Genomic DNA, 16829 nt, shown 5'->3' with positions numbered 1-16829 from the left:
TGGCTCCCGGCGGGGTTTTCGTTGAACGGGCCGGATCAGGACTTCGGCTTCAGGTTTTCCGGATCGTAAAGCGGCGCGTAGCCGACGCCTGCGACCTCGACCGGATAGGTCTCGCCGAAATATTCGACGGCCAGCCTGCGCCCCTTCTGCGCCTGCGACCAGGGCAGCCAGGCCAGCGCGATATTGGCGCCGATCGTCGGCCCGTAGACCACCGAGGTCGTATAGGACCGCCGCCCCAGTTCATCGACCAGCGTTTCGCCCGTTTCCGGGTCCAGCACCGGCATGATGCCGACGGGGTAGCGCTTCACCCCGCTCCTGTCGGTGTTTTCGGTCATCACCAGCGTGCACAGCATCGCCGGCTGATGGTCGCGCGCGCGATATTCCAGATGCTTCGCCTTGCCGCGGAAATCGGCTTCCTTGACCTTGGGCCGGGCCAGATCGGCTTCATACAGGTTGTATTGCGTCAGCAGGTCGGCGTTCTGCAGCCGCAGGCTCTTCTCCAGCCGGCGGCTGTTGGCATAGGTTTCCACCCCCACCGCCATGATGCCGATCTCGCGCAGGGCATCCCAGACGGCCAGACCGTCCTCGTAGCGCATGTGCAGCTCCCACCCCTGTTCGCCGACGTAGGAGATGCGGAACGCCAGCACGTCCTTGCCCGCGATGCGGATGTCCTTGAGCGTGCCGAAGGCGAAATTCTCGCGGTCCAGAACCTCGGGGTTTTCGACGACCTTCTTGAGGTTTTCGCGCGCGTTCGGCCCCCAGACGCCAAGCGTGACCCAGGCCTCGGTCTCGTCCGTCACGGTGACGTCATAGCCTTTGTCGGCGGCCATGTGCTTGATGTAGTTGAAGTCGCGCGGTCCGGCGTCGGCGCCGTCGATGATCCGGCAGCGGTCGGCCAGACGGAAGATCGTCAGGTCCGAGCGCACCATCCCCTCGTCATCGAGAAAATGGGTGTAGATGCCGCGGCCCACCTGCCCGTCGCCGCCGATCTTCGCCGCCGCCAGCCATTCCAGCAACGCCACATGATCCGGCCCGGTCACGTCATAGATGGCGAAATGCGACAGGTTGATCATGCCGACATCATCGCTCATCGCCAGTTGCTCGGCGTTCGAGACGCGCCAGAAATGGCGGTTGTCCCATTCGTTCTCGCGCACCGGCACATCGTATTTCGCCAGCAGATGCTCGTTCGCCGCATAACCATGCGCGCGTTCCCAACCGCCCAGTTCCATGAAATGGCCGCCAAGCGCCTTTTCCCGTTCGTAGAAGGGCGAGCGGCGGATGTTGCGCGCCTTGGTATAGGGCTCACGCGGATGAACGGCGGGGAAATAGATCTTCAGCGCCGCTTCGGTGCAGCGCGGGTCGATGTAGTCGCGCTTCATCTGATAGGGATAGAAGCGGGCGAAGTCGATCTTGGAATGGTCGACCCCGGTGCGCCCGTCGGTCATCCAGTCGGTGACGATCTTGGCATAGCCCGGCGCGTCCTTGACCCAGATGCCGACGCAATACCACAGCCCCCGCGCCTTCTGGCTTTCGCCCACCGAGGCATTGCCATCGGCATGGACCTGCAACAACCCGTTGAAGGAATGGCTTTCGTTGTAACCAAGCTCGCCCAGAATCGGCGTCAGCTCGATCGCCTTTTCCAGCCCGCCGATCACCTGTTCAAGGTCCAGATCCCGCTGCGAGGGCGACAGCCGCGACTGTTCCTTTTCAAGGATCTCGCTCGGATGGCACATGCGGGGCTCTTCGGTCTCATAATAGCCCCATTCGATCTGCCCGCCCTCGGCGGTCTTGGGGTCGCCCGTGTCGCGCATATAGGCGGAATTGCCCTGATCGCGCAGCAGCGGATAGCCGATCTCCTTGCCCGTTCCGGCGAATTCGTCGAAGGGACCAAAGAAGGTCAGAGGATGGTCGACCGGCATCAGCGGCAGATCCTCGCCCGCCATTTCGGCGACCAGCCGGCCCCAGAGCCCGGCGCAGACCACGACATGATCGGACAGGATCGTGCCGCGCGGGGTGACGACGCCCTTGACCCGCCCGCCCTCGATCAGCAGCGAGGTGGCGGGGGTGTTGGCGAAGGTGCGCAGCTTACCGGTCTTCTCGCCCTGATCCACGAGCTTTCCCGCCACGGTCTGCGAGCGCGGAATGACCAGCCCGGCATCTGGATCCCACAGCGCGGCGGCGACCATGTCCTCTTCCAGAAGCGGGAATTTCTCCTTGGCGAAACCCGCGTCCACAAGCCTCGCACGGGTGCCGAAGGCCTTACCCGAGGTCACCTTGCGGGTGATTTCCGCAAGCCATGCGTCATCGCCCGTGCGCGCGACCTCAAGCCCGCCGATGCGGGCGTAATGGCCCATCCTGTCGTAGAAATCGACGGAATACTGCGCCGTCCAGACCGACAGGTAATCGTGGCTGGTCATGAAGACGAAATCCGACGCATGCGAAGTGGACCCGATGTCCGTCGGGATGCCCGACTTGTCGATGCCGACGATGTCGTCCCATCCCCGCTCGATCAGGTGATGCGCGACCGAGGCGCCGACAATCCCGCCGACCCCGACGATCACCACGTTTGCATGTTCCGGAAAGCTGCTCATTTCATCCTCGCGCGACCCGCTGACCGGCAAAGGTTAGCGCCGGATGCCGCTTTCGTCCGTGAGATTGCGACATGATAAGAGAGGTTCCCGACCGTTTCACCATCCGCGCGAAAACGCCTCCCGCGCCGACGGTCATAAAAAAGCGGCCGGGCAAGACGCCCGGCCACAGTCAACACAACCATCCACTCATGAAAACATATTTCCGAAATCCATACGTCATCCAAAAATCGGCGGCGCATCAACTGGATGCGCCATTTTCCCTTCGGCTTTCCCTAAATATCCCGGGGGTGAATTGGCCACAGACCAAGAGGGGACTGGCCCCCTCCGCGCCATTCCGGCCGCGACCTGCTATTTCGTGGTGTAGCCCCCGTTGACGAGGATCGTCTGCCCCGTCATCCACCAGCCCTCGGACACGAGGAAACGAACATAGGGCACGATATCCTCGATATCCGTCAGCCCGGTTTTCGAGAATTTCGACAGCGCCGCGGCGGATTTGTGATAGGCCTGCGCCTCGGGGCTTTCCTGCCCGTAGAAGAAGGGCGTGTCCATCGGCCCCGGCCCGATCGCATTGACGGAAATGCCGCGTTCGCCGAATTCCTTGGCCGCCGCGCGGGTGAAATGCTCGACCGGCGCCTTGGTGCCCGCGTAGCTCGCGTAGAACGGCGTGAACGCCCCCAGAAGCGAGGTGACCAGCGTCACGATCGCCCCGTCGTCGTTCAGATGCCGCCCGGCCTCCTTGAGGAAGAAGAAGGCGGATTTGGCGTTCACCGCGCTCATCTCGTCATATTCCGCCTCGGAAATGTCGAGGATCGGCTTCTTCAGCACCTTGCCCACGGTGTTGATCGCGATGTCCGGGCGACCGAAGGTTGCTACCGCATCGGCGAAGAGCTTCTCCACCGCCCCGGCCGTGGTCAGGTCGGCCTGAAAGGCCGCCGCCCGCGCGCCCGCGGCCTTGACCGCCGCCACGGTTTCCTCGGCGGCCGCTTCGCTCGCCGCGCTGTTGTAATGGATGGCGATCGCCTTCGCCCCGTGCCCGGCAAGGTCACGCGCGATCAGCCCGCCAAGGTTCTTCGCCCCTCCGGCGATGATGACGGTTTTCCCCTCGATCGAATGCGCTGTCATCCGGTGCCTCCTGTGCTGTGCCCCCCAGTCATGCGGGCGGTTCGGCGGTATAATGATCGTCTGGCATCACGGCATAAAGTGCGCCATCCTGACATCATCTGTCAGAATATCCGAACAAAGGGATCGCATTGGACCGCATCGACCTTTTCCGCACCTTCGTCCGCGTCGTCGAATGCGCGAGCTTCACCCGCGCGGCGGATACGCTGGGAATGCCACGGTCCTCCGTCTCGGCCGCGATCGCGGAGCTGGAATCGCGGGTGGGGGCGCGGCTGCTCAACCGCACGACGCGCAAGGTGTCGGCCACGCCGGACGGCGCCGCCTTCCATGAACGCTGCCTTCAGGTCATCGCCGATGTCGAGGAGACCGAGAACCTGTTCCTGAACCGGCAGGCGCAGCCCATGGGCAAGCTGCGGATCGACGTGCCGGGCCGGATCGGGCGGCTGATCCTTGCCCCGGCGCTGCCGGAGTTTCTGGACCGTTACCCGGGGGTCGAGATCGATCTGGGCGTGACCGACCGGGCCATCGACCTGATCGGCGAGGGGGTGGATTGCGCGCTGCGCGTCGGCCCGCTGCCCGATTCCGGGCTGATCGCGCGGGGGATCGGGGATCTGCCGCTGATCAACGTGGCAAGCCCCGCCTATCTGTCGCGGCACGGCACGCCGGAAAGCCCCGCCGACCTGTCCAGCCATCTGGCGGTGAACTATGCCTCGCCGACCACCGGGAGGGTGGAACCTTGGGAATGGGTCGAGAACGGCACAGCGCAGACGATGGAGATGCGCGGCCGCGTCACGGTGAACAGCGCCGAGGCCAGCATCGCCTGTTGCCTTGCCGGGCTGGGGCTGCTCCAGATTCCCGCCTATGACGTGCGCAGGCATCTGGTGGCCGGGGAACTGGTCGAGATCCTGCCCCGGCATCGCGCCGCGCCGCTGCCGATGACGCTGCTCTATCCGCACCGCCAGCATCTGTCGCGCCGGCTGCGGGTCTTCGCCGACTGGCTGGAAGACCTGCTGAAGCGCGAGGTCGTCAGCAGTTCGGCACATTGACGGCAAGACCGCCGAGCGAGGTTTCCTTGTAGCGGTGGTCCATATCGCGGCCGGTCTGGCGCATCGTCTCGATCGCCGCGTCGAGGGGCACGAAATGCGTCCCGTCGCCGCGCAGCGACAGCGAGGCGGCCGAGATCGCCTTGATCGCGCCCAGACCGTTCCGCTCGATGCAGGGCACCTGCACCAGCCCCTTCACCGGGTCGCAGGTCATGCCGAGGTGATGTTCCAGCGCGATTTCCGCCGCATTCTCGATCTGTTCGGGGCTGCCGCCCAGAACGGCGGCGATCCCCGCCGCCGCCATCGCCGCGGCGGATCCCACCTCGGCCTGACAGCCGCATTCGGCGCCGGAGATCGAGGCATTGGTCTTGATCAGCCCCCCCACCGCCGCGGCGGTCAGCAGGAACTCCCCGACCCGCGCGCTACTTGCCCCCGGCACATGGTCGAGCCAGTAGCGGATCACCGCCGGCACCACCCCGGCGGCGCCGTTGGTGGGCGCGGTGACGACCTGCCCGCCCGCGGCGTTTTCCTCGTTCACCGCCATCGCATAGGCGGACACCCAGTCGTTGATCGTGTGGGGCGGAGCGAGGTTCATTCCCCGCTCGGCCAGCAGCGATTCATGGATCGCCTTGGCCCGGCGCTTGACCTGCAACCCGCCGGGCAGGATGCCGTCGGTCGTCAGCCCCCGCGTCAGGCAATCGTCCATCACCGCCCAGATCCGCGCGAGGCCCGCGTCGATCTCGGCATCCTTGCGGAAGACCCGTTCGTTGCGCCGCTTCATCTGCGCGATGCTCAGCCCGGATTCGCGCGCCATCGCCAGCATTTCCCCGGCGGTGCGGAAGGGAAAGGGCACGGGGCCCGCGCCGCTCAGCGCCTTGTCGTCGACCGACGCGAGTTCCGCCGCCGTGCGCACGAAGCCGCCGCCGATCGAATAATAGGTTTCCTGCAACACCACGTCGCCCTGCGCGTCCAGCGCCTCGATCACCATGCCGTTGGCATGGAGCGGCAGCGGCGGGCCGTAATCGAAGATCAGGTCGCGCTCGGGGTCGAAGGCGAGCGCGCCAAGACCGGGCGGCGTCAGCACCTTCGTTTCGCGATTCGCGGCCAGCGCCGCCTCGGCCGCCTCGGCGTCATAGGTGTCGGGCGCGAACCCCGCGAGGCCAAGAATCGTCGCCCGGTCCGTCGCATGGCCCTTGCCGGTGAAGGCGAGCGAGCCGTGCAGCCGCGCCCGCAGCCCCGCCGCCCGGAAGGGCGAGCCACGCAGCGCCGCCAGAAACCGCGCCCCCGCCACCATCGGCCCCATCGTATGCGAGGACGAAGGGCCGACGCCCACCTTGAAGATATCGAAGACGCTCAGAAACATGCGCGGTGCCTTTCCTCTCGTCCGGCCAGCATGTCACCATCGCCGCCGCGCGAGAGCCCGAAAGCGACCTGCAATCGGCCGAAGGCGCAGCGGGCAGGAAAGAAGGACGCCGGGCCGGAATGCCGGTGGGTGGTTTTTAACTCGCACCCATTATCCCGGTTGTCTATAAGCGAAACGCAACATCCGAAGGATACGCCCATGCCCGCAGATCTGTCCCCCATCGACAAGGCGAAATTCGCCGCAGCCAAATGCGCCTCGCTTCTGGTCGAGGACGGGATGAAGGTCGGGCTGGGCACCGGATCGACCGCCGCCTGGATGGTGCGCTGTCTGGGCGAGCGGGTGCGCGAGGAAGGGCTGCGGATCACCGGCGTGCCGACCTCGACCCGCACAGCGGATCTGGCGCGGCAACTGGGGATCGAGATCGTTTCGCTCGACGAGGCGAAATGGCTGGATCTGACGATCGACGGCGCCGATGAATTCGACCCCGAGCTGAACCTGATCAAGGGCGGCGGCGGGGCGCATCTTCTGGAAAAGATCGTGGCGACGGCCTCGGACCGGATGGTGGTGATCGCCGATGCGGCGAAAGAGGTGGCGCAGCTTGGCGCCTTCCCGCTGCCGGTCGAAGTGGTGCCCTTCGGCTGGCAGACCACCCGCACGATCATAGAAGAGACGCTGATCTCGATGGACGTGCTGGGGCGGACGACATCGCTGCGGCAGAACGGCAGCCAGCCCTTCGTGACGGATGAGGGGAATTACATCCTCGACCTGCACCTGAACCGGATCGGCAATCCGCGGCAACTGGCCGTGACGCTGAACCAGATCGCCGGGGTGGTGGAGACGGGCCTGTTCATCGACATCTGCGACATGGTGGTGATCGGCGGGGCCGAGGGTCAGGTCGAGCTGCGCGACATCGCCGCCGGCACCGTCCGGCAGGAACGGATCGACTTTCCCGACACGGTGAACATCTTCACCGATCTCTAGGCCCCCTTGCCCCGTCCGGCCCATGCCAAGACGCCGCGGCGGGGAAACAGAACGGACGGATACATGAGCTTCGACTACGATCTTTTCGTCATCGGCGGCGGCTCCGGCGGGGTCCGGGCGGCGCGCATCGCGGCGGGGGAATATGGCGCGCGGGTGGCGCTGGCGGAAGAATACCGGATGGGCGGCACCTGCGTCATCCGCGGCTGCGTGCCGAAGAAGCTGATGGTCTATGCCTCCTCCGTGCCCACGATGGCCGAAGAGGCGCGCGGTTACGGCTGGTCCACCGAGGTGGGCCGCTTCGACTGGCAGGCGTTCCGCGCGAAGCTGGAGGCCGAGCTGGACCGGCTGGAGGCGATCTACCGCAAGGGCCAGACCGGCGCCGGCGTCACCGTCCACGACCAGCGCGCGACCGTCATCGGCCCGCATGAGGTGCGGCTTGCCGACGGCACGGAAATCAGCGCAAAGCATATCCTCGTCGCGGTGGGCGACGTGCCCTTCGTGCCCGAGTTCGAGGGGCGCGAACATGTGCTGACCTCGAACGACATGTTCAAGCTCGACGCCCTGCCCCGGCGACTGCTGATCGTCGGCGGCGGCTATATCGCCGTCGAATTCGCCTGCATCATGGAAGGGCTGGGCGTGCAGGTGACGGTGTGGAACCGCTCGCCCCTGATGCGCTATTTCGACCGGGAATGCGCCGATCTGGTGACGGAACAGATGCAGGCGCGCGGCATCGCGACGCGCATCGGCGTGACCGTGGACCGGGTCCGCAAGACCGCGGAGGGTCTGGCCGTCACCGGGGGCGAGATCACCGAGACCTTCGACGCCGTGCTCTATGCCACCGGCCGGGTGCCGAACACCAGGGGGCTGGGGCTGGACGCGGCGGGGGTCAAGCTTGCGGTCAATGGCGCGGTGATGGTGGATGACTGGTCGCAGACCAACGTGCCCTCGATCTACGCGGTGGGCGACGTGACGGACCGCATCGCGCTGACCCCGGTGGCGATCCGCGAGGGCCATGCCTTTGCCGATACCGTCTTTGGCGCCAGGCCCCGCAGGATGGATCACGACCTTGTGCCCTCGGCGGTGTTCACCCGGCCCGAATTCGGCACATGCGGCCTGACCGAGGAAATCGCCCGCGCGCAGGAGGAGATCGAGGTTTACGCGACCAGCTTCCGCCCGATGCGATCCTCTTTCGCAGGATCGCCCGACAAGGTATTGATGAAACTCGTGGTTTCAAAAGCCACGCGCAAGGTTCTGGGGTGCCACATCGTCGCCCCCGACGCGGGCGAGATGATCCAGCTTGCCGCCATCGCGATGAAGATGGGCGCGACGAAAGAGCAGTTCGACGCCACCTGCGCCGTCCATCCGACGATGGCGGAAGAGCTGGTGACGCTGCGCAAACCTGTTCGCTGAGGGTTTTGGCCCTCACACGAACTTGAATTTGAAAGATCCCTCCCCACCTCGGCAGGGACACAACGGAAGGCGAGGACAGCATGACGAACGGAGGTCCCTGGGGATCTGGCGGTGGCCAGAACGGGGGAAAAGACGACCGCGACCCGAACCGGCGACCCGGAGGACGGCGTCCGCCCGAAGGTCCGATCCCCGAGATCGAAGACATCATGAAGAAGGGTTCCGAACATCTGCGCGTGCTGATGGGGGGACGCGGCACGGGTGGCGGACGGCCCTCGGGCGGCGGCGGCCTGCCCACGGGCGGCTTCGGCAAGGGCACCGTCGCGCTGGTGGTGGCCGGGATCGTCGCGGCCTGGGGCTGGGCCTCGTTCTACACCGTGCAGCAGAACGAACGCTCGCTCGAGCTGATGTTCGGCAAATATTACAAGACCGGCAACCCCGGTCTGAACTTTGCCCCCTGGCCCGTGATCACGGCCGAAGTGCTTCCCGTCACCGATGAACGCACGACCGAGCTTGGTACCGGGCGCGCGGGGGATTCGGATTCCGGGCTGATGCTGACGCGCGACCAGAACATCGTCGACATCGAATATCAGGTTGTCTGGAACATCTCGGACCCGGCGAAATACCTGTTCAATCTGGCCGATCCCGAAGACACGATCCGCGCCGTTTCGGCCTCGGCGATGCGCGACATCATCGCGCGGTCCGAACTGTCGCCGATCCTCAACCGCGACCGCGGTGCGATCGCCACCGATCTGCGCGCCGCGGTGCAGGGGACGCTCGACAATTACGGCGTCGGCATCAACGTCGTGCGGGTGAACTTCAACCGCGCCGACCCGCCGTCCGAGGTGATCGACAGCTTCCGCGACGTGCAGGCGGCGCAGCAGGAACGCGACCGGCTGGAGAAAGAGGCGGATGCCTATGCCAACCAGGTGACCGCCGGTGCGCGCGGTCAGGCGGCGCAGTTGCAGGAACAGGCCGAAGCCTATCGTGCCCAGACCGTCAACAACGCGCAGGGTGAGGCGGCGCGCTTCCTCTCGGTCTACGAGGAATACGTCAAGGCGCCGGATGTGACCAAACGCCGGATGTTCTTTGAAACCATGGGACGGACGCTCGGGGATATCGACAAGGTGATGATCGACAACAGCCAGAGCGAACAGGGCGTGGTGCCCTATCTGCCGCTCGACCAGTTGCGCCGCAACGGCACGGTGACCGCAGCCACGGGAGGGAACAACTGATGCGCGCGCAATACCTCATTCCCGTCGCGGTGGTTCTGGGCGGGCTCGCCCTGTCCTCGTTCTACGTGGTGGACGAACGCGAAAAGGCGCTGGTGCTGCAGTTCGGCGAAGTGACGACGGTACGGACCGATCCGGGCCTTGGCTTCAAGGTCCCGCTGATCCAGACCGTGGCGAAATACGACGACCGGATCCTGAGCATCAACACCCAGCCTCTGGAAGTCACGCCGCTGGACGACCGCCGGCTGGTGGTCGATGCCTTCGCCCGCTGGCGGATCGCCGACACCGTGCGCTTCCGCGAGGCGGTTGGCACCGGCGGCGAGGCATTCGCCAAAAGCCGGCTCGACGGCATCCTGAACAACGCGATCCGCGAAGTGATGGGTTCCGTGCCGTCGACGGCGGTGCTGTCGGATGACCGGACCGCGCTGATGAACCAGATCCGCGATCAGGCGAAGCGCGAGGCGGCCTCGCTCGGCGTCGACGTGATCGACGTGCGGCTGACGCGCACCGACCTGCCGACGCAGAACCTTGCGGCGACCTACGCCCGGATGCGGGCCGAACGCGAACGCGAGGCGGCGGACGAACGCGCCCGCGGCGGCGAAGCGGCGCAGCGCGTGCGGGCCGCGGCGGACCGGACGGTGATCGAGCTGACCTCGGCCGCGCGCCGTCAGGCCGAGATCATCCGCGGTGAGGCCGAGGCCGAGGCGAACGGCATCTATGCCGAAGCCTATGGCCGGGACCAGTCCTTCTTCGCCTTTACCCGGGCATTGCAGTTCTACTCGGACAGCCTGAAGCCGGGGTCGACCTCGCTCGTCACCAATCCGTCGAGCCTGTATTTCGACTACGGCCATTTCGTCCAGAGCCTGGGCGACGGCGGCACCCCTGTGGTCGCCGCACAATGACCTGAAGAGGGGGCCGGCGCATCGCCGGCCCCCTTTGCCTTCCTGTGATCGCGATCCTGATCGCAGGCTTTCACACCGAATTGACGCCACGCGACAGTCTTTCATTTGCGCCTTTTGCGCCCCGGGTCTTTAACAGGCTCAAGGCCGGCGACACCCGGCGCGAGATTTCGGAGCGAACCATGATCAAGACCACCCTTTCCCTGTTTGCGCCCAAGGCGATCCGTGGCACGCGGCTCGTGACGGGGGTGCTCGGGGCGATGATGCTTTCCACCGCCCTGGCCGTGACGCCGATGGCCCCGGCCTTCGCCCGCGCCGCGCCCGACAGTTTTGCCGATCTGGCCGAACGGGTCAGCCCGGCCGTGGTCATGATCACCACGACACAGACCGTTTCGACGCCGACGCAGCAGGATTCGCCCTTCCCGGACGGCTCGCCCTTCTCCGACCTGTTCCCGAACTTCCCCTTCCCGAACATGCCGCAGCAGCAGCCGAACCGGCCGCAGCAGCCGCGCCATTCGCAGGCGCTCGGCTCGGGCTTCGTGATCTCGGAAGACGGCTATATCGTCACCAACAACCACGTCATCGAGAATGCGGACGAGATCCAGATCGAGTTCTACAGCGGCGAGAAGCTGGACGCCAAGCTGATCGGCACCGACACCAAGACGGATATCGCGCTGCTGAAGGTCGAGGCGAACAAGCCCCTGCCCTTCGTGCCCTTCGCCGACAGCGATCAGGCGCGGGTGGGCGACTGGGTGATGGCGATGGGCAACCCGCTTGGTCAGGGCTTCTCGGTCTCGGCGGGGATCGTCTCGGCCCGTAACCGGGAGCTGAGCGGCACCTATGACGACTATCTGCAAACCGACGCGGCGATCAACCGCGGCAACTCGGGCGGGCCGCTGTTCAACATGGACGGACAGGTGCTTGGCGTGAACACCGCGATCCTGTCGCCCAACGGCGGCTCGATCGGGATCGGCTTCTCGATGGCGTCGAACGTGGTCAAGAAGGTCGTCGACCAGCTCAAGCAATTCGGCGAAACGCGGCGCGGCTGGCTGGGCGTGAAGATCCAGGAAATCACCCCCGAGATGGGTGAGGCCATGGGCCTGCCCAAGCCCGAAGGCGCGCTGGTTTCCGAAGTGCCCGACGGCCCGGCCAAGGACGCCGGCATTCTGGCGGGCGATGTGATCGTCAATTTCGACGGCGGCGAAGTGAAGAACTCCCGCGATCTGGTCCGGCGCGTGGCCGATGCCCCGGTGGGCGAGGCGGTGCGCGTGGTCGTCGTGCGCGAGGGCAAGGAACAGACCCTGCTGGTCAAGCTCGGCCGGCGCGAGACCGCCGAGGGCGAGGCGATCCCCGCCGCGGTGAACCGCCCCGCCGAAACGCAGGGCGAGGTTCTGGGCATGACGCTGATGCCGCTGAACGACCAGCTCATCCAGGAACTCAACCTGTCCTCGGGTCAGACCGGACTGGTGGTCAAGTCGATCGAGGAAACCTCGGCGGCCTATGACCGTGGCCTGCGCGAAGGCGATGTGATCGTCGAGGCCGGGCAACAGCCGGTGGCGCAGCTTGCGGATCTGGAGAATCAGGTGAAGGCGGCCAAGGACGGCGGCCGGAAATCGGTGCTGATTCTGGTGCGCCGCGCCGGCGAGCCGCGCTTCGTCGCGCTGCCGGTCGACTGATCGCCACGCAGTCGTGTCTTCAGCCGGCCGCCCTTCAGGGGCGGCCGGTCTGCGTTCGGGGCACCTTTCGCCCCCGCCATCGCGCTAAGTTGAAACTACGGGGTTGCGGCGACAGGTTCCTGCGAATAGATAAACCCGTCAGCTAACGGAACCATGCCCTATGGAAAACGTCGTCCTTTCGATCCACCTGATCCTCGCGCTGCTGCTGATCGGCATCGTGCTGCTGCAACGGTCGGAAGGCGGTGGTCTTGGCATGGGCGGATCGTCCTCGGGGACGGGCGTCATGACCGGGCGTCAGGCGGCCAATGCGCTGACCCGGCTGACCTGGGCACTTGCGGCGGCGTTCATCGTCACCTCGCTGACGCTGACGGTGCTGTCCGCGCACAAGGCCGGGGTGACCTCGGTCGTCGACCGCTTCCTGCAGGATGCTCCGGCGACGGCGCCCGCGACCGGCCCGGCCCTGCCGCAGGTCGAACTGCCGCCCGCCCCGGCGACCGACGGGCCTGTCACGCCGCCTGCGGCGGAATGACACCAGACTTAGGTCTGCGCCCTGAAAAATCACAAAATTTAGCGGGACGGTTGCGGGCTCCGCCCGAATCGGTTAGATATTAAGTCCCGTGATCCTGAACCTTTTTGGTTCCGGAATGACTATGTCTTTTTGCAAATCACGGGGGCTTCATGGCACGATATGTCTTCATTACCGGCGGTGTGGTATCATCGCTGGGCAAGGGCCTTGCCTCCGCGGCACTGGGCGCGCTGTTGCAGGCGCGCGGCTTTTCGGTCCGGCTGCGCAAGCTCGACCCCTATCTGAACGTCGATCCCGGCACGATGTCGCCTTTTGAACATGGCGAGGTTTTCGTCACCGACGACGGCGCGGAAACCGATCTCGACCTTGGCCATTACGAACGTTTCACCGGCGTTTCGGCGCGCAAGACGGATTCCGTTTCCTCGGGGCGGATCTATTCCAACGTGCTGGAAAAGGAACGCCGGGGCGCCTACCTCGGCAAGACGATCCAGGTGATCCCCCACGTCACGAACGAGATCAAGGACTGGATCTCGATCGGCGACGAAGAGGTCGACTTCATGCTGTGCGAGATCGGCGGCACGGTGGGCGACATCGAGGGCCTGCCCTTCTTCGAGGCGATCCGCCAGTTCGCGCAGGAACGCCCGCGCGGCCAGTGCATCTTCATGCACCTGACGCTGCTGCCCTATCTGGCGGCCTCGGGCGAGCTGAAGACCAAGCCGACGCAGCATTCGGTCAAGGAATTGCGCTCCATCGGGTTGCAGCCGGATGTGCTGGTCTGTCGCTCGGAACAGCCGATCCCGGACAAGGAACGGGCGAAGATCGCGCTGTTCTGCAATGTGCGGCCGGATTCGGTGATTCCCGCCTATGACCTGAAGTCGATCTACGAAGCCCCCCTCGCCTATCACCGCGCCGGGCTGGATCAGGCGGTGCTGGACGCCTTCGGCATCTCCCCCGCTCCGAAGCCCGACATGAGCCGTTGGGAAGACGTGATGGACCGTCTGACCAACACCGATGGCGAGGTGCGGGTGGCGATCGTCGGCAAATACGTTCAGCTCGAGGATGCCTACAAGTCGATCGCCGAGGCGCTGACCCACGGCGGCATGGCGAACCGGGTGAAGGTGAAGGCCGAATGGATCGACGCCGAGATTTTCGAGCACGAAGATCCCGGCCCGCATCTTGAGAATTTCCACGCGATCCTCGTTCCCGGGGGCTTCGGCGAGCGTGGCACCGAGGGCAAGATCAGCGCCGCCCGCTATGCGCGGGAAAAGGGCATCCCCTATCTGGGCATCTGCCTTGGCATGCAGATGGCGGTGATCGAGGCGGCCCGCGATCTGGCCGGCATCAACGATGCCGGCTCCGAGGAATTCGACCACGAGGCCGGCCGCAAGCGTTTCACCCCCGTCGTCTACCACCTGAAGGAATGGGTGCAGGGCAACCACCGGGTCGAGCGCAAGCTGGATGACGACAAGGGCGGCACGATGCGCCTTGGCGCCTATACCGCGGTGCTGAAGGAAGGCTCGAAGGTCGCCGAGGTCTATGGCGAGACGACGATCGAGGAACGCCACCGCCACCGCTACGAGGTAGACATCCGCTACCGCGACCAGCTCGAGGCCTGCGGGCTGGTGTTTTCCGGCATGTCGCCGGATGGCCGCCTGCCCGAGATCGTCGAGCACAAGAACCACCCCTGGTTCATCGGCGTGCAATTCCACCCGGAGCTGAAATCGAAGCCCTTCGCGCCGCATCCGCTCTTCGCCGGTTTCGTGAAGGCCGCGAAGGATCAGAGCCGCCTCGTCTGAGCCCGCCTGTCGCCTTCCGGCTGCGCCGCCAGCCCTTCATGCCCCGCCCGCAAGCGGGGCATTTTCCGTTCCGGAGCATGGCGCGCCACGCCCTATGATGGATCGGTAATATCTTGATACTTATATGTTTTACGAAAAATCTCTCTGCACTGCAAAAACTTGAAATTAGCGCTTGCGTATCTTTTCCCACTACCCTAAATACCGCGTCACGCCAGCGACGAGGCCGATGACCCCGCCGCAAAGCGCAACAGAAGTGGCCCGTTCGTCTATCGGTTAGGACGTCAGGTTTTCAACCTGAAAAGAGGGGTTCGACTCCCCTACGGGCTGCCACTTCTAGCTGTAAGTAGCTGATTTTAGGCGAAATTTCAGAATCTGAAAATCCTAATACAGAACTACTACAGTGAAAAATCAGCACCTTCTAATCCTTGGTGGACCCGTCGCAACGCCGGAAACGATCGCGCGAACGTGGAAACCCGGCGGCAAATTTCGGAAGTTTCGACTATGCCGAGAACGATCGGAGGGGATGGGCCTGAAAGACAACCTTCTCCACCACCTAAGTCATTGTTTTATATGATGCAGATGATGGTTTGAATGGTCATCTGGTTCAGTCGGGACTGGCAGCGAAACGGGTGACTGTGGTTCCTATACCCTCATGCGGAGATCAACGGACCTGTCCGCTGCGGCCCGCCGTTCATTCACGACGGCCGTCTTCCGCCCCGCGCGTTTCTGGTCTTCCCTGAGAGGGGTGCCAAAATGTAGGCATGTCTCATCGCATTGACATGACGGCAATTTTTAGCGCCGTGGTGGAGCCCGGCAAGATGAATTCGACGTTCTCCCTCCTTCTGGTCTTCTTGGCCCGGCTCTTCATGCCGCGGCACAACGCGCAGATGCGGCTGCTCAAGGCCCAGATCCATATTCTGCGGACCCGCATCCCGGCGCAACGGATCATCCTGTCGCCCGCCGAGAAATCCGAGCTGCTGCGCATCGGGGCGGAGTGCGGGCACGATATCGACGGGCTCATGGAGGTGGCCAGGCCCGCGACCTACAAGCGCTGGCTCGCCCAGATGCGCAGCGGGCGCCCCTTCAAGGCCGTCGGGCGCCCGCGCCTGACACAGGAGCTGCGCGATGTCGTCATCCGCATCGGGTCGGAAAACCTTCTCTGGGGCTACAAGCGGATCGCCGGGGAACTGAAAAAGCTCGGGCTTTATGCCGGCGCCAATTCGGTCAAGCGCATTCTCAATGAGGCGGGCATCCACCCGAGCCCCCGAGAAGCGGAAAAAGCAGCCGGCCCTGCCGTGGACCACCTTCGTCCGGGCGCATATGGAAAGCATGGTCGCCTGCGACTTCTTCACCAAGACCGTGTTCACCGCCCGTGGTCCGCTGACGGCCTATGTGCTGATCTTCATCCATCTCGGCAGCCGCCGCGTGGTCTGCAGCGCCCCGACCTACGCCCCCGACTCGGCATGGGTGACCCAGCAGGCCCGCAACACGCTGATGTGGTGCGCGGAACAGGGGATCACGCCGCGCTTCCTGATCCGCGACGCTGACACCAAGTTCAGCGGCAGCCTCGATACCGTCTGGGCATCGGAAGCTGCCAGGGTCATCCAGATCCCGCACAGGGCGCCGAATGCCAATGCCTTCGCCGAATCCTTCATCGGCACCATCAAGCGCGAATGCCTGGACTTCTTCGTCTGCTTCAGCCGGTCTCAGCTCGACTATATCCTGCGCACATGGGTGCACCATTACAATGTCGAGCGCCCGCATCGCGGGCGCGAGATCGGGAACAATGTGCTGCAGGTCGACTTTCGACCTGCCCGTGACGGCCCGATCCGCTGCCGGCGCCAGCTTGGCGGCATCATCACCTCCTACACTCGCGAGGCGGCGTGATCCGTGGTTCAGAGGCAAGCCGCAGAAAGCTTGACGGCTTTGACGCCGAAGGCATCCGCCAGAGCCTCTCCCACAGCTGCCACATCCCCAGTCTCTGCCTCGATACCGTGTGTCTGGCACATCGCGATGTCGTCAGGGGAGAGCGGCATCCACCCCATCTCTACTGATCAAAGTATTGAATTTATTATATTTTTCCTGATCTCACCCCTGCAGTTTACGCTTCGGCACCGCACGCTTGGTGCATCACGATGCCAGCGCGTTCGGGGCCTGCCTTAAGCGCCGTCAATCGGGTAAGACGGCTTCGACCAT

Annotated in this window: 13 protein-coding genes and 1 tRNA gene; 11 read left to right on the top strand and 3 right to left on the bottom strand. The window is 64.8% G+C overall.

The window, feature by feature from the left end:
• Window positions 1-35 precede the first annotated feature (35 nt).
• Window positions 36-2591, bottom strand: coding sequence for a GcvT family protein (locus D2T30_RS00770; protein WP_128207241.1), 2556 nt, complete (start codon window positions 2589-2591; stop codon window positions 36-38).
• A 348-nt stretch (window positions 2592-2939) separates the two neighbouring features.
• Entirely contained in the window at window positions 2940-3713 is a 774-nt protein-coding gene (locus tag D2T30_RS00765) for an SDR family oxidoreductase (RefSeq protein WP_128207240.1), read from the bottom strand.
• Window positions 3714-3841: 128 nt separating this feature from the next.
• Between D2T30_RS00765 and D2T30_RS00760 the strand changes: the two genes are divergently transcribed.
• Window positions 3842-4756 (top strand): LysR family transcriptional regulator, encoded by a 915-nt coding sequence (locus tag D2T30_RS00760; RefSeq protein WP_128207239.1) that lies wholly within the window; start codon window positions 3842-3844, stop codon window positions 4754-4756.
• On the opposite strand, the gene D2T30_RS00755 is transcribed toward D2T30_RS00760, so the two are convergent.
• Window positions 4737-6116 (bottom strand): L-serine ammonia-lyase, encoded by a 1380-nt coding sequence (locus tag D2T30_RS00755; RefSeq protein WP_128207238.1) that lies wholly within the window; start codon window positions 6114-6116, stop codon window positions 4737-4739. The genes D2T30_RS00760 and D2T30_RS00755 overlap by 20 nt on opposite strands.
• A 198-nt stretch (window positions 6117-6314) precedes the next feature.
• Between D2T30_RS00755 and rpiA the strand changes: the two genes are divergently transcribed.
• From rpiA to D2T30_RS23520, 10 genes are all read left to right on the top strand, one after another.
• Window positions 6315-7097, top strand: a complete 783-nt coding sequence (gene rpiA, locus D2T30_RS00750; protein WP_128186727.1) for a ribose-5-phosphate isomerase RpiA — start codon at window positions 6315-6317, stop codon at window positions 7095-7097.
• A 63-nt stretch (window positions 7098-7160) separates the two neighbouring features.
• Entirely contained in the window at window positions 7161-8507 is a 1347-nt protein-coding gene (gorA, locus tag D2T30_RS00745) for a glutathione-disulfide reductase (protein ID WP_128207237.1), read from the top strand.
• 80 nt (window positions 8508-8587) lie between these two features.
• Window positions 8588-9739, top strand: coding sequence for an FtsH protease activity modulator HflK (gene hflK, locus D2T30_RS00740; protein ID WP_128186733.1), 1152 nt, complete (start codon window positions 8588-8590; stop codon window positions 9737-9739).
• Entirely contained in the window at window positions 9736-10638 is a 903-nt protein-coding gene (gene hflC, locus D2T30_RS00735; protein WP_128207236.1) for a protease modulator HflC, read from the top strand. The genes hflK and hflC overlap by 4 nt, the downstream gene beginning before the upstream one ends.
• Before the next feature lie 179 nt (window positions 10639-10817).
• Window positions 10818-12311 carry a Do family serine endopeptidase gene (locus D2T30_RS00730; protein ID WP_128186737.1) on the top strand — a complete coding sequence of 498 codons (1494 nt, stop codon included), beginning with the start codon at window positions 10818-10820 and terminating at the stop codon, window positions 12309-12311.
• Window positions 12312-12471: 160 nt separating this feature from the next.
• Window positions 12472-12840, top strand: coding sequence for a preprotein translocase subunit SecG (gene secG, locus D2T30_RS00725; protein WP_128186739.1), 369 nt, complete (start codon window positions 12472-12474; stop codon window positions 12838-12840).
• Between the two features lie 149 nt (window positions 12841-12989).
• Window positions 12990-14633 (top strand): CTP synthase, encoded by a 1644-nt coding sequence (locus D2T30_RS00720; RefSeq protein WP_128207235.1) that lies wholly within the window; start codon window positions 12990-12992, stop codon window positions 14631-14633.
• Between the two features lie 255 nt (window positions 14634-14888).
• Window positions 14889-14963: transfer RNA gene (locus tag D2T30_RS00715), tRNA-Glu, on the top strand.
• Between the two features lie 431 nt (window positions 14964-15394).
• A complete protein-coding gene (locus D2T30_RS23525; protein WP_241651155.1) occupies window positions 15395-16180 on the top strand; it encodes a hypothetical protein in 786 nt (261 codons plus the stop codon).
• Window positions 16101-16520 carry a transposase gene (locus D2T30_RS23520; protein WP_241651154.1) on the top strand — a complete coding sequence of 140 codons (420 nt, stop codon included), beginning with the start codon at window positions 16101-16103 and terminating at the stop codon, window positions 16518-16520. Before D2T30_RS23525 ends, D2T30_RS23520 begins: the two co-directional genes overlap by 80 nt.
• Window positions 16521-16829 lie beyond the last annotated feature (309 nt).

The sequence above is a fragment of the Paenirhodobacter populi genome (assembly GCF_004022215.1).
GTDB classification, from domain to species: Bacteria; Pseudomonadota; Alphaproteobacteria; order Rhodobacterales; family Rhodobacteraceae; genus Rhodobacter; species Rhodobacter populi.
The sequence above is the reverse complement of the archived record's forward strand: the minus strand, read 5'-3'. Positions and strand labels throughout refer to the sequence as shown.